Source organism: Exiguobacterium sp. U13-1 (assembly GCF_001750115.1).
In the GTDB taxonomy this organism is placed as follows: domain Bacteria; phylum Bacillota; class Bacilli; order Exiguobacteriales; family Exiguobacteriaceae; genus Exiguobacterium_A; species Exiguobacterium_A acetylicum.
In genome coordinates this window covers 1,672,006-1,685,573 of the sequence record NZ_CP015731.1, presented here as the reverse complement: position 1 = coordinate 1,685,573, position 13,568 = coordinate 1,672,006, and the positions used below count along the sequence as shown (strand labels likewise).

Below are 13,568 nucleotides of genomic sequence, written 5' to 3'. Positions count from 1 at the left end.
CGCTAGTCCTAGTTGAGCGCTTCCACTTGCTGAATCAGTTCCGATTTCGTTGGTCGCTGTTGCTCTTGGCTGTCGGCATACGTCTGCTTTAGCTTCAGGATGCGTATCACTTTGCCATCGAGCATCTCCGGCGTCAGCGTCTTTTCTTTGACGGCTTGCATCACTTCAGCATGAACCTTTGTGTAAGCACCTGCCTCTGAAAACATCGCCATATCAGCTCCGTTGACGAGCGACTGACGTGCCGCTTCCGCGAGACCATATTGTTTCGTGATCGCCCCCATGACGAGATCATCTGTGATGATGACACCGTTGAATCCGAGTTGCTGACGCAAGAGGTCAGTCAAGATCGGCTTTGAGAGCGAGGACGGATTCGTATCGTCATATGCGGGATAGAGAATATGGGCGACCATCACCATCTCGGCGCCCTCTTGAATCGCTTCTTGGAACGGTAACAGTTCCGTCCGCTTCAATTCTTCCTTTGATGCCGTCACTTTCGGTAGCCCGACATGGGAATCGACACTCGTATTGCCGTGACCGGGAAAATGTTTGACGACTGGAATCGTTCCCGTCTCCTGCATCCCGTGCATCAGGGCCGTACCAAGCGTCGCGACAGTATTCGGATCAGCACTTAACGCACGGTCGCCGATGATCGGATTGTTCGGATTACTGTTGACGTCAAGGACCGGCGCGAAGTCCATGTTGAAGCCATAAAAACGTGACAAATGTCCGAGCGTACGTCCGACGTCTTCCATTTTCGCATCATCTGCTCCTTGCGCCATCCGTTGACTCGTCGGTAGACGTAATCGTTGATCCGGTACCCGGCTGACGCGTCCGCCTTCTTCATCAATCCCGACGAACGCATACGGTTTTTGGTTCGTCTCTTGAATCGCACGCGTGAACGTCAAGAGTTGCTCTTCCGACGTGATGTTTCCGCCAAGCAGTAAGACCCCACCAATCGCATGCGTCTTTAACAGTTTCCGGTCATCTGCTGAAAGTTCCGTGCCGGCGACTCCGATGTAGAGCAGTTGATCGATCTTTTCTGACGTCGACATCGTTTTTAATTGTTGCTTTAGTTGTGCTTGTTGTCGATCTTCTTTCGTCGGTTCAGGTTTCGGTTTCTTTTCTTCTGTCGGTTGCTTCGTTTCTGATTGTGATGGTTTCGTTGGTTCCGTCGTCTCCTGTGCACACCCTGCAAGCAACAGGCAACCGATCAGTACGACTTTCTTCACAAAGGATCCTCGCTCCGCACACCATTGATCGAATAATAGACAGAAATCTCAGCATTCAGGGATTGCGAGACCGAACAATATTTATCCTTTGATAACGAGATGGCACGACGGACCTTATCTTCCGGGAGATCACCTTCAAGCCGGTAATGAATCGAGATCGACGTAAAACGTCGCGGATGATCCTCTGCCCGTTCTCCTTCGATATCCATTTCGAAATGGGTGATCGTCAAGCGCATCTTCTCTAAAATCGAGACGATATCAATTCCAGTACAGCCGGCAACGGCATGTAGCAAGAGTTCGGTCGGTCGTGGTGCTTGGTTTTCACCACCGTTTTCGGGTGCTGCGTCCATCGCAAGATGATGCCCTGATTCCGTCTGTCCACTAAACCCCATCTGTTTGTTCCATGTCACTGTCGCTTGCATCGTTTCCACTCCTTTATAATTAGTCTTCTTCTGTAGTATACGCAAAAAATAGCAAGCCTGGAAATTCACACGCTATTTCGAATAATGGTTCTTTTCCCGAAATCTCGCTTTGCGATACCCGACGAAATCGTTTCATGCTATCCTGTTACTCATAGTTTCGCGCGCAAGCGCTAGAATTGAGGAATCATCCATGTCACCTACTACTCGTTTAAGTCGACGCGATTGGCTCTTGATTGCTACGTTGTCGCTCCTGACATTCGTTCTCGGAACAAGCGAATTCGTCATCGTCGGGATCCTCGCTGAAATCTCCTCAGCCCTTGATATCACGATCGCAACAGCCGGTACGCTCGTCTCGGCCTTTGCCATTTCCTTTGCGATTGGTACGCCGATCGTCATGTCGATGACCGGTCATCTGGAACGGCGTCGCCTGATCCTACGTCTCTTACTTGCTTGGATACTATTGAATCTTGCCAGTAGTTTTGCACCAAGTTACGAAGTATTGCTCGCAACCCGCATTCTGACAGCCATCCTGACTGGTGTCTTGATCTCACTCGCAATGGTCGTCGCAAGTGACGGTGTACCTGTCGCGAAGCGCGGTGTTGCCGTCTCGTTCATTTTCGGTGGTTTTACACTTGCGAACGTTTTAGGTGTTCCGATTGGTACGTTCATCGGGCAACACGCTGGCTTCGAAGCCACGTTCTGGCTGACGACGGTCATGGGAATAATCGCGTTCCTCGCTGTTTTAAAGATCGTTCCGGTCCAGCAATCGACGGGTTCTGGTTCGATTAAGGAACAGCTCGGATTGCTCGCCAACCCACGGATCCTGATCGCCTTCTTCATTCCGTCATTTGGGTTTGGGGCAACCTACGTCGTCTACACGTACCTCGTACCAATTCTTCAAACAGAACTTGGGATTGCGAAAACGTGGATCAGTCCGATCTTGCTCGCTTACGGCGTCGTCTCGATCTTCAGTAACATCCTTGCCGGAAAGATTGCTAGCAAAAATCCGATGGGACGCTTACGGTTCGTCTTCGTCGTGCAAGCAGTCGTTCTTGCTGCGTTATACTTCACGACAGCATCCCTTCCGCTTGGTCTGTTCAACATCGCCTTGATGTCGTTGATGTCGATTTTACTAACGACTTCGACACAGATCTACTTGATCGACCTTGCTAAAAAGTTCAATCCGGAAGCAAAAGGACTCGCCGCTTCATTGATGCCGGTTGCGAGTAACGTCGGGATTGCTTTTGGTTCGGCACTCGGTGGCATCGTCTATGCGAACGGTCCGATGATGAACACGGCACTCGTCGGTGGACTGGTTGCGCTCGTTGCTGCTTTATTAACTGCAATCAGTCATCGCCTCGATCAACGGTCATGAAACCGTTACCTTATCCTTTTTTGTAACAGGTCGATGACGGTTCGATGACGTTATGATGATAGTCCCCATCTCGCTGATGATTTTTCAGTATGATGGGGACTATGTTGTAGTAGAGGAGTGTCTGAAAGTGAAAGCATTACACATCATCGGTCTCGGTCTATTGACGATCATCCGACTCTGGCTCGGAATCCAGTGGTTCATCGCCGGAATCGGTAAGTACATTAATGGCTTCGATGCGAAACCGTTTCTCGAAGGAGCGCTTGCGAAGTCAACTGGCGAAGACGCACTCGTCAGTTCGTGGTATGCGACGTGGATCGAGCAACTCGCCTTACCGAACGTCGGGCTGATCAACGCCTTGATTCCGTTCGCGGAACTCGTCGTCGGGATCCTGTTGATTCTTAGTCTGTTGACGGTTCCTGCACTGGTCGTCGGAAGCATCATGAATCTCAATTACTTACTCGCTGGGACGATTGCGTTAAACCCATTGTTCCTAGCAGCGTCAATCGCCTTACTGGCTGCAGGACGCTTTGCGTATCATATCGGCATCGATCACTGGATCATGCGCTGGTATCGTTCGTCGCAGCAACCGCATCCCCTTGACCGGATTCCAGTCTAACGAAAAAACTCTCCCGTACGCGGGAGAGTTATTTTTTTTGTTGCTCGAGAATCGTCTGCTGTGTCGGAACCCCGCCGACTGAGACTGTCCGCTCGAGGAACAGATAGGGTTTGCCATCAACTTCGAAACGACGGTCACCGAGATAACGTGCCGAGTGCCCATCCGTTGCGAGCTTTTGTTCGATGGCTGAGACATGTTCGTCGAGTGAATAAAACCGATCATCGAACGTCAGCGTGATGTTCTTCTTACGATACCCGAGTAAGAAGTTGTAGTAGAACCAATACATGGCACCTGCGAAAACGACAAAAATCAAGAATTGCATGTCAGTCCCCCCTTCGTATAGTCTTTATACGTTGGAAGAAAACGGTAGGTTTCAAGTGATGTGTAGAAATTGGTTACTTTTATTAATTTGTTACGACTTCATTTAGATAAATGTTATTTTTCGAACCTTGTTTCTGAATATTAGCTTCGTAAACGATTTCAGATGTCACCGGATTGATCACCAATGATTTGACCTCATCTTTTTTCGTTCGATAAGCGAAATAGATATGGTCGTGATCTACAGTAAAGCTCGTATGGGAAAAATCTTCTTCTAATGTAGGAGATTCGAGGTTAATCGTTTTGGTAATTAGTCGCTCTGACTCAACATCATAGATTAACCATCTTAACTTTTTCTTACTCGATGGTTTCAGAGAGATTTCAAGAAGTCCTAGATAATATTTACCATCATTTATGACATTTGATTCGTTGACTTGATCGAATTCTTTTAATACTTTTGTTTGTTGACCATCCTTTACGACGGTTTCAGACAAAAAATCATCAGGATATTCCAATTCTTTTAATTGATCGACAATCATTTTTCCATTGTATAACGATCGAATCGTATCACCTTTTCCTAAACGGTCAGGTAATTTGATTTTAGTTATCGTTTTCTTTTTTAAATCGATTTGGTAGATATATTCTCTTTCAATCTGTCTATTAAGAGGGGTCGCATCAATGAGTAACTTGTCCTTTGTTCGTTGAAACGGAGAAAAACGTAACTGTTTATTCATTTGATCTTCAGGCAGCTTAATCGTTGTGCTCGTCAATTTCTTAGTCTGCGCATTCCAATACTGAAGTTCAAGTTTATTTTCGCTTAATCTATTGATTCCATATGTAATCGAATCTTTTGTAAACACATGTGTATCATTCTTCCAAGCAAATTGTTGGAACGATCGTGGAGCATCGGTCCAATTAGATTCATTATAAAAAAGTAACGAAAGTATTGTTTGACTATCCTTCGTCATATCCCCATTCATCGAAATACTATATTCATTCGGATTTTGTCCCCACTCACTAAGACTAAGTTGCATGTTTCGGACGACTTCTTCGTTTGGATCACCTTTTTTTGTTTCAACGACGAATTTCGTCTTATCGAACGAAAGTACTTGTCCCACATAAATTCCTAAAGACACGATAGAGATGACGCCTAAAAGTAAAACATATTTTATCGAACGCATAGTGTCCTCCTTAAACCGTAATTTTCCATTTTAATAAACGTAGACTTCTCCAAATCACATAAGCAAAATAGAGGACGAACAACCCAATCAATACAAGCGTCTTTTCTGAGTTCAACAATAATTTAGTTTGCTCTAAGAAATAAAGACCTGTCACAGTAAAAATAACCACGATGAAAATCTCGACTCCCATTCTCAGAAGACCAGTCCATTTACGGTAAGAACGTTCGATTAAAACAAGAAGGAATATAAAACTCACGATAAACATCGATATTGAAAGAATTACAAATAAATTCGTCAAATTCAACGAAAAGAGTTCGCCTAACGTACTTCCTAGTGTACGATGACTGTCTTTATCCAGATAGTCAACTCGGACAGACCAATTAAATAATAGATTTCCGAATTGGATCAAACACCACTGGATACCGAGAAAACTCGTGATGATCAAAAGTAATGTCGTCCACTTCGAGAAGAAAATGCTTGCTCGATTTCCTGGAAGCATCAATAAACGATAGATATATTTCGTTTCACCAACCCAATCCCGGTACCAAATCTGAATTGTATAAATAACGACTAACGCCATACCAATCAATGTCATGTAACTGAAAAAGGAGGTTGTATCAATGAACGAAATTTTTCCAATGTCATTGAATGCGTCATACAAAGTAGCAGTATTCGCCTTCAAGTAATCTTCGATTCTGCGCTCATGTAGTTTGACGTTTACAACGACCGATACCAGCTCAATCGCTGCCATCACAAGCACGGCGATTATATAAAGCTTAAAACTCCGTTTGATCTCTTCATTCGTCAATTGTATGTATTGTTTCATCGCAAATAGACCTCCCGCATCCGGTCCTGAACCGACTTCCCGTACAGTTCTCGCATCTCTTCCGTCTCATGTTCATCGATGATTCGACCGTCCTGTAAGAAGACGACTCGATCGATCAAGTGCTCGATTTCCTGAATTTCGTGTGTCGTCATCAGGATGCCGCGTCCTTCCATGAAGTGACTCGAGAATAATCCTGCAATCTGTTCCTTCGTAAACAGATCGATCCCAGCGAATGGTTCGTCGAGTAATAAGTACGGACGATCGAGAGCGAAACCGAGGATCAAGCTGACCTTCGCTTGGTTCCCTTTTGATAAGTCCGTGATCTTATCTGTCGAGAGTAGCTGGAAGATCCGCATTAGCTCATCCGCTGTCGCCGGGTTCCAGTCGGAATAATAATCCGCCATGTACGTCAGCGCATCACCGACCGTCATGTAGCCGGGCATCGTCTGGATATCCGGAACAAAGGCAATCTTATTTCGGTTGATCTCGCCATCGATGAGAACTGTTCCCGCGTTAACCGGGACAAGACCTGCGATTGCCTTCAGGATCGTCGATTTCCCTTCACCATTCAAACCGATCAGACACGTCAGTTGATCCATCGGAACCGAGAATGAGACACCTTGAAGGACTGGTTTTTTTCCGTACTTCTTTTGTAAGCCATGGACTTCAAGCATCGATCTTCCTCCGTTCCGTTTCCTGATAGACGGTCTCGACCTTCGAGACGACCTCATCGAGTGGAATTTGAATTGCCTTGACGGCATCGATGAATTCAGAGACGGCTTCTTCAAGCATCTCGGCCCGTACTTTTTGGACGACTTGTGGATCACGTGTAATCTTACTCGGGACATTCCGTTCTGTCGTAATCAATTGCTGCTCCTCCATCTCTTTATATGCTTTTTGTGCGGTATTCGGATTGATTCCGAGCTGTGCGGCGATTTCGCGACGGGACGGGATTTCTTGCCCGCTTTGCAATTCCTCAGTCGCGATTCGTTGTTTGAACCAACGCACGACCTGCAGGTACACCGGGCTTCTTTGATCGAACTGCATCGGTAGACCTCCCTTTCCTGTTTAATGTATTAAAACAATAATACACTTCTCTTCTGTATCATACTCACCATACAGTTTGACTGTCAAGACGGTTTTTTTCTTTCGCCATGAAAAACCACCATCCGATTTTTGGATGGTGGTTATTTCACTCCTTAGTATGGATTCGGATCCTCTTGCGGTGTTTCGGGAATTTCAGTCGGTTCTGGGAACGTATCCGGTTCCGGCTGACGAACAGGGTCTTCCTGTGGCGTATCCGGCACCTCGCTCGGTGGTGTCTGCGGGACTTCGTCCGGTTGATGATCCGGTTCGCGTTCAGGCACTTCATTCGGATTTTTCTTCATCTTGTTCTCCCCCTTAAGACGTGATGTAATCGCCGCCGTTGATATGAATCGTCTGACCTGTGATGTAACTTGAATCGCGAGAAGCCAAATAGACATAAGCTGGTGCATTTTCTGACGGTTGTCCTCTGCGTTTCATTAACGTATCTTCACCATGCGACTCGACTTTTTCTTTTGAGAATGTCGCTGGAATGAGAGGTGTCCAAATCGGACCCGGTGCAACGGCATTAACGCGGATTCCCTTCTCGATCAAGCTCGAGGCGAGTGAGCGTGTCAATGTCGTGATTGCTCCTTTCGTTGCTGAGTAATCAATCAACGTCGGTGCTCCACGATAGGCTGTTACCGATGAGGTATTGATGATCGTATCTTCTTTATGCAGATGCGGAATCGCTGCTTGAATTAAATAGAACATCGAAAAAACATTCGTCTCGAACGTTTCCTTCAATTGATCTGGTGTGATTGATAGGAAATCATCTTGCGGGAATTGCTTGCCGGCATTATTGACGAGAATGTTCAATTGACCGAACTCTGCAATGACCGTATCGATGATCGCTTGTGCATTTTCTGGCTGACTGACATCTTTTGCGATTTTTAAGGCTTTGACCCCGTAGCCTTCAATCAACGATTTCGTCTTTTCAGCGTCTTTCCCCTCATTTAAGTACACAATCGCGACGTTTGCCCCTTCTTTCGCATAAGCGACAGCGACGGCACGACCGATTCCACTGTCCCCGCCTGTGATCAGCGCGACCTTCCCTGTCAGTTTTCCTGAACCAACATAATCCGGATCATCGTAGATTGGTTCTGGTTTCATGGCGTACTCGACACCGGGTTGTTGTTCCTGTGTCTGTCCTCGTGCTTCTTGATGCATCGCTTCGAACTGTTCTTCTCTCATGAACGATCAGCTCCCTTATCACTGTTGAATGAACTACATGATTAACCATTCCCTTGCGATACATCTATAAACGTTTTTCTGGAAAAGTCAGATGTCATTCGTCAGTAGTGTCGGAAACACATTTGTTTGAATCATTTTTGATAATTCGCTTGGATACAACGTATACTGATCCAGTTTATCGAACGGAACGAAGCGATACGTCAATCCTTCACCTTCTGGACCGTAAAAATCCTCTGTTAATAAAGGCAGCGGTTTTCTGCAAACGACATCATAAAACATTCCTAGTTCATGAAACTGGTGATCGGCGTACTCAAAGAAATTTTCATGCAGGAAACGGAAGACCGGTGGCTCAATCGACTGACCGAGTTCTTCTACTAATTCACGTTCAATCGCTTTGGCACCACTTTCACCGAACTGGACGCGCCCTCCCGGTAATGACCAAAAATTATCTTCTCCTTGACGATGAATCAAAAGATGTCCATCTTGAATCAACAGCGCCACTGCGCGAATGTTAAGCTTTTTTTGATTTACTGTAAACGTCAAATCCATCCCATTACCTACTCTCTTCTTATTAGACTCCCATACTTTCTCATCATTTCCCACGATTGCATTTTGTCATCAAATTCATCTCGTTGTAACACGGATTCATCTTGATTTTAAAGGATTTTGAGATTGAATATGTATTCAATATTACAACAATTGTTATTAGAATATATTTAAGCAATCAAATTGAAACACAACCGTCTGATGTTTGAATGCTATACTCTCGTTAGTCAAATGACCGCATTACTCACTTCAACACACACTAAACGCATCCACTTCTATAGATGTCATTCCGACGACAACACTAGATATTCAACTTAGGAGGAACATTCATGAAACGAACAATCACGACGTTAGCAATGAGCGCCCTCGTTGTTTCAGGTTTTGCAGCTACGGGTACAGGTAAGGTTGAAGCCTCTTCAGGCTCATCGTATAAAGTTAAGATCAAAGCAGACGGACTACGTGTCCGGACTGGTCCATCGTTAAAACACCGCATCGTCGACGGCGTCAATGCGGGTCAAACATTCAAATATCTCGGTCGGACAGGGAACTGGACGAAGATCATGCATAAAGGCGAAAAACGCTTCGTCTATTCAGGTTACGTCAAGAAGTACAGCGCTTCTAGTAAATCAGCGAAAAAAGCATCTTTCTCTTCGTCGACTGGTTTCATGCGTCCGACAAGCGGACCGATCACGCAAGGTTACGGAAACGCTAGCGGCAAATACGGTTACACGTTCCATAACGGTATCGACTTCGGAGCACCTACTGGAACACCAGTTAAAGCAGCCGCTGCCGGAAAAGTCATCAAGTCGTCATATCAGGGAGCATATGGAAACCATGTCATGGTCGAACATAAAGTGAACGGTATTTCGTACACAACAGTGTATGCTCACCTTAGTAAACGTTCCGTCTTCGTCGGTCAATCGATCCCGAAAGGCGCTAACATCGGAGCTGTCGGTAGTACAGGTAACTCGTTTGGGTCTCACTTACACTTCGAGATCCACCGCGGAAACTACGTCTACAGCGGTTCTTCTGCAGCAAGCAGTGTCAACCCACTCGCTTTCTTATAAGCATTTCAAGGTACCTCATTCGGGGTACCTTTTTTGTTATTCATATGGCATTTCATCTTATCCAATTCCATCCAATCTTGTCAAATGAATTTGTCGACAATTGGTAAATAGATAAAATTAAGTCTGTTTAATATAATTTATTGAAATAATATCGAAATGTGAATGTAACAATTAAACATTTTCGTAAATGTTATACTCATCTATGAAATTTACATAACGGTTTGGTCACACAGATTACATACTCAGGAGGAATGAATCATGCATGGTTTTTGGAAAGGTGTCTCTGCGACAGCGATCGCTGTGGCGAGTGTTGCTTCGTTTGCCATCCCACGTGCGGATGCAGCAACGACGTTCTATAAGGTAAAGGTCATGGAAGACGGCTTACGTGCTCGAACTGGTCCTTCAACGTCTTACGGTACGGTCACGAGTTTTGAAAAAGGTGACACATACAAGTATCTCGGTCGGACAGGGAACTGGACAAAAATCCTCTACGGTTCGAAAAAAGTCTACGTCTCTTCTACATATGTTAAGAAATATTCTGTAACACGTATCTATAAGATTAAAATCAACGTCGACAATCTTCGCGTTCGTAGCAGCAACTCGACGAGCAGTGCAGTCGTCGGAAGTGTCGATAAAGGCGAAACATTCCGCTACCTCGGTCGGACAGGTGACTGGATCAAGTTCCTATACGGTGGCGACAAACGATTCGTTCACGCTGACTACGTCTCGAAATATGCTGTCTTGACACTGACAAACAGCAGTGGCGCATCAAAAGCCTCTACGTCAAAAAACTTCGCGACACCAACGAGTGGTCCAATCACGCAAGGTTACGGTAAGGCAAGCGGCGCTTACGGCTATACGTTCCATAACGGCATCGATTATGGCACAGCGAAAGGCACTCCAGTCTATGCAACAGCAAGCGGTAAGGTCATCACTTCGCAGTATAAAGGCGCATACGGCAACTACGTCATGGTCTCACACACTGTCAACGGATCGCCGTTCATCAGTCTGTATGCACATATGAATAGTCGCTCCGTCTCGGTCGGTCAAACCGTCGCGCAAGGTCAAAAAGTTGGTACAGTCGGTGAGACAGGTAACGCCTTCGGAACACATTTACATTTTGAACTTCATAAGGGATCGTACGTCTACAGCGCAACATCAGCTGGCAGCAGCGTCAATCCACTTGATTATCTCTAAAAAAAGCCCCGACCGCATGACGTCATTGATAAGTCATGTGGTCGGGGCTTTCCCTATTCTTTTAAACGGAAACAAGCGTATTCTGCTTCACTTGAATCGTTGAGACAATCGCACGTGCTGCGGCTTGTCCCCCGTAAATCGATCGAGCGAATGGTCCGACTGTCAAGTCAGCGAGACTGCCAGTTGCGAATAAGTTCTCTCCCCATTCAAAAGTCGTTTCATCCAGTAACGGTGTCCGGCAAGGCGATAAGGGTAGCTTCAACTCTTGCTGTACGGCTTCAAGCCATGATCCTTCGACGACCATCGGACGGATACCCGTTGCGCAAATAATCGATTCAGCGGTGATGATGCGGTCATCCGTCAGCTTTACTCCGCTTCCGACTTCCTGCTCAACTTCACCGATCACATGATTGATGATCCCTTCCCGAATCAAATGTCGGACACGTTGAATCAAGTCCTGTGTTGCCGTTCCGGGGCGACGCTCCTGTACGATCAACGCTCGTTTTTCGCTAGCCGACAAGGACTTGAATGGTGTAAGTCCTTTTGGTCCCATGAACTTCCGATCCGCATCGAACGCACTTTTTTCGAGCGGACGTCGTGAAAGGAGGATCACCTGCCCGGGATAGCGCTCAGCACATTGAATCGTATGATGCAGCGCACTGATCCCACCTCCGATGATGACGACCGGTGGTGTGTCTTGTTTTGATAAGAACAGATGACGCGCCGATTTCGCCCACTCTGGCATGACGTGATGCTCCGATTGCCCGAGAGCGAGAACGACACGGTTTGCCAATAAATCTCTTTCACCTGTCGAGACGATCCACGTTCCACTTTCTCGTCTTAGTCGTGTGACTTCTCCTTGTACCCAGCTCGCCTCCACTTCATTTCGTTGCGCCAATTGAAGGGCATGGTCGTTAAATAGTTCCAAGGATGGTCGCCCGTATGTATCCTTGAAGGCTTGATGTGTGTAATCTTGTTCTTCAGCATGATGTCTGAGACTCGTCGGATTCGTCGAAGTGTGGTGAACACGTGTCGAACGTAAGTAAGGCATGCCAATCCGTTCGGTCTGTTTACGCCAGTTCATAAGTGGCTGCTCATGACGGTCGATGATTCGAATCATCTTTCGGTCTATTCCTTTTTCACTTAAGGCATTAAATACCGTCATCCCATGAATTCCTCCGCCAACAATCACCCATTCATATCGATCCGTCATCACAAAAACTCCTTTACCTGAATTAAATCGTAATCATTACGTTTTATAAAGATAGCGTGTTTTTAAGAAGAATTCAAGGGCAAATCGATATAGACTCATAAAAAATCCGCTTCCTCTCGGTAGAGGAAGCGGATTTGAACGCATCAATCAGGAAGAAGCATGTTTCGCTAGATACGCTTTTGAATAGCGATCGGCTGCGATGATCGCATCCGCGACTTCGTCCGCCGTGACGTTGAAACCGCTGTGGATCGTCTCACCTTCAGCGGTCGCTGCCTCGCCGACCTTGACGATATCTTCACGCGACGCATCCTTTAGCTTGACGTCCTCGAGCGTCACCGGTAGACCAAGATCCGTGTAGAGCGCGATGTAGCGTTCAATCTCTTCTTGTGGATGTTCTTCGAGCGCCAACTGGACGAGTGTACCAAAGGCGACCTTCTCCCCGTGCGTCAAGTGGTGAATCTCACCGTCAAGCGCCGTAAAACCGTTATGGATGGCATGGGCTGCAGCTAATCCACCACTCTCGAAACCGAGTCCACTTAAGAGCGTATTCGCCTCAACGACGGCTTCGAGTGCTGGTGTGACGACTTGCGCCTGGACGGATTCATACGCCAGTCGTCCATGCTCGAACAAGACTTCCTCACACCGTTTGGCAATCGCTTGTGCCGCAATTGTCGGTCGCCCGCCTGCCATCGTCTGTCCACCAAAAGCGACGACACTCCGAACCTCGACCCAAGTCGCGAGCGCATCGGCGATTCCGGACGCAAAGAAACGCGCCGGCGCTTGCGCAATCAGTTTCGTATCGACGAGAACGAGATCAGGATTCTTCTTATAGAAGCGATAACTTTCGAAAATCCCTTCGTCGGAATAGATGACGGACAAAGCACTCGTCGGGGCATCGGTCGAAGCAAGCGTCGGAACGATGACGACGGACACGTTCAGCTCATCTGAGACCGCTTTTGCCGTATCGAGCGTTTTCCCGCCACCGACACCCATGACGAACCGAACATCTGCCGCTTTTGCTTGCTCCGCGATTCGTTTTACTTCATGCCGTGAGGCTTCGCCACTGAAATCGGCTTTCTCGATGCCGACGTTTTCACTAGACAACGATTGTTCAACGCGTTCCTTGACGATTTTCCAGACGACATCATCCGCGATGACGAGCGCTTTTTCACCGAACGGGCTCACATATGTACCGAGCCGGTCAATGACATCCTTTCCTTGGACATACTTTGAGGGACTAATGAAGACACGTTCTGACATGTTTCAACATCCTTTCTGTAAGGGACACGATAGTCAATGAC

At 46.6% G+C, this 13,568-nt stretch carries 16 protein-coding genes; 4 read left to right on the top strand and 12 right to left on the bottom strand.

What is annotated here, in order from left to right; translation table 11 throughout:
• Positions 1–8 precede the first annotated feature (8 nt).
• Both nagZ and ESP131_RS08545 read right to left on the bottom strand, forming a co-directional pair.
• Positions 9–1,229 carry a beta-N-acetylhexosaminidase gene (nagZ, locus tag ESP131_RS08550; protein WP_047396078.1) on the bottom strand — a complete coding sequence of 407 codons (1,221 nt, stop codon included), beginning with the start codon at positions 1,227–1,229 and terminating at the stop codon, positions 9–11.
• On the bottom strand, positions 1,226–1,651 hold the full coding sequence (locus tag ESP131_RS08545; protein ID WP_023467853.1) for an OsmC family protein: 426 nt from the start codon (positions 1,649–1,651) through the stop codon (positions 1,226–1,228). Before ESP131_RS08545 ends, nagZ begins: the two co-directional genes overlap by 4 nt.
• Before the next feature lie 190 nt (positions 1,652–1,841).
• Here ESP131_RS08545 and ESP131_RS08540 point away from each other — a divergent pair, with 190 nt between their 5' ends.
• Positions 1,842–3,026: an MFS transporter gene (locus tag ESP131_RS08540; RefSeq protein ID WP_047396081.1), complete on the top strand. Its 1,185-nt coding sequence runs from the start codon at positions 1,842–1,844 to the stop codon at positions 3,024–3,026.
• Between the two features lie 127 nt (positions 3,027–3,153).
• Entirely contained in the window at positions 3,154–3,642 is a 489-nt protein-coding gene (locus tag ESP131_RS08535; RefSeq protein WP_051656236.1) for a DoxX family membrane protein, read from the top strand.
• A gap of 28 nt (positions 3,643–3,670) precedes the next feature.
• On the opposite strand, the gene ESP131_RS08530 is transcribed toward ESP131_RS08535, so the two are convergent.
• The 8 genes from ESP131_RS08530 to ESP131_RS08495 all read right to left on the bottom strand — a co-directional run bounded on the left by ESP131_RS08530 (position 3,671) and on the right by ESP131_RS08495 (position 8,793).
• The gene (locus ESP131_RS08530; protein ID WP_047396084.1) at positions 3,671–3,964 is read right to left on the bottom strand and encodes a hypothetical protein; all 294 of its coding nucleotides are present in this window, start codon (positions 3,962–3,964) and stop codon (positions 3,671–3,673) included.
• An 82-nt stretch (positions 3,965–4,046) separates the two neighbouring features.
• Positions 4,047–5,141, bottom strand: a complete 1,095-nt coding sequence (locus ESP131_RS08525; RefSeq protein WP_029341328.1) for a hypothetical protein — start codon at positions 5,139–5,141, stop codon at positions 4,047–4,049.
• A gap of 10 nt (positions 5,142–5,151) precedes the next feature.
• Positions 5,152–5,967 carry a hypothetical protein gene (locus ESP131_RS08520; protein ID WP_047396088.1) on the bottom strand — a complete coding sequence of 272 codons (816 nt, stop codon included), beginning with the start codon at positions 5,965–5,967 and terminating at the stop codon, positions 5,152–5,154.
• Positions 5,964–6,641: an ATP-binding cassette domain-containing protein gene (locus tag ESP131_RS08515; RefSeq protein ID WP_029341326.1), complete on the bottom strand. Its 678-nt coding sequence runs from the start codon at positions 6,639–6,641 to the stop codon at positions 5,964–5,966. Before ESP131_RS08515 ends, ESP131_RS08520 begins: the two co-directional genes overlap by 4 nt.
• Positions 6,634–7,014 (bottom strand): GntR family transcriptional regulator, encoded by a 381-nt coding sequence (locus tag ESP131_RS08510; protein ID WP_023467846.1) that lies wholly within the window; start codon positions 7,012–7,014, stop codon positions 6,634–6,636. Before ESP131_RS08510 ends, ESP131_RS08515 begins: the two co-directional genes overlap by 8 nt.
• A 152-nt stretch (positions 7,015–7,166) precedes the next feature.
• Positions 7,167–7,355 (bottom strand): hypothetical protein, encoded by a 189-nt coding sequence (locus ESP131_RS08505; protein WP_047396090.1) that lies wholly within the window; start codon positions 7,353–7,355, stop codon positions 7,167–7,169.
• A gap of 13 nt (positions 7,356–7,368) precedes the next feature.
• Complete coding sequence (locus ESP131_RS08500) at positions 7,369–8,244, bottom strand: SDR family oxidoreductase (protein WP_047396092.1); 876 nt, start codon at positions 8,242–8,244, stop codon at positions 7,369–7,371.
• A gap of 87 nt (positions 8,245–8,331) precedes the next feature.
• The gene (locus ESP131_RS08495) at positions 8,332–8,793 is read right to left on the bottom strand and encodes an NUDIX hydrolase (RefSeq protein WP_047396095.1); all 462 of its coding nucleotides are present in this window, start codon (positions 8,791–8,793) and stop codon (positions 8,332–8,334) included.
• Between the two features lie 326 nt (positions 8,794–9,119).
• On the opposite strand from ESP131_RS08495, the gene ESP131_RS08490 reads away from it, so the two are divergent.
• Both ESP131_RS08490 and ESP131_RS08485 read left to right on the top strand, forming a co-directional pair.
• Positions 9,120–9,857 carry a peptidoglycan DD-metalloendopeptidase family protein gene (locus ESP131_RS08490; protein ID WP_047396097.1) on the top strand — a complete coding sequence of 246 codons (738 nt, stop codon included), beginning with the start codon at positions 9,120–9,122 and terminating at the stop codon, positions 9,855–9,857.
• A gap of 258 nt (positions 9,858–10,115) precedes the next feature.
• Positions 10,116–11,054, top strand: a complete 939-nt coding sequence (locus ESP131_RS08485) for a peptidoglycan DD-metalloendopeptidase family protein (RefSeq protein ID WP_047396100.1) — start codon at positions 10,116–10,118, stop codon at positions 11,052–11,054.
• A 61-nt stretch (positions 11,055–11,115) separates the two neighbouring features.
• Here the strand turns inward: ESP131_RS08485 and ESP131_RS08480 are convergent, their stop codons facing one another.
• Both ESP131_RS08480 and ESP131_RS08475 read right to left on the bottom strand, forming a co-directional pair.
• A complete protein-coding gene (locus ESP131_RS08480; RefSeq protein WP_047396103.1) occupies positions 11,116–12,267 on the bottom strand; it encodes an FAD/NAD(P)-binding protein in 1,152 nt (383 codons plus the stop codon).
• A 147-nt stretch (positions 12,268–12,414) separates the two neighbouring features.
• A complete protein-coding gene (locus ESP131_RS08475; protein WP_029341318.1) occupies positions 12,415–13,527 on the bottom strand; it encodes a glycerol dehydrogenase in 1,113 nt (370 codons plus the stop codon).
• Between the last annotated feature and the right edge of the window lie 41 nt (positions 13,528–13,568).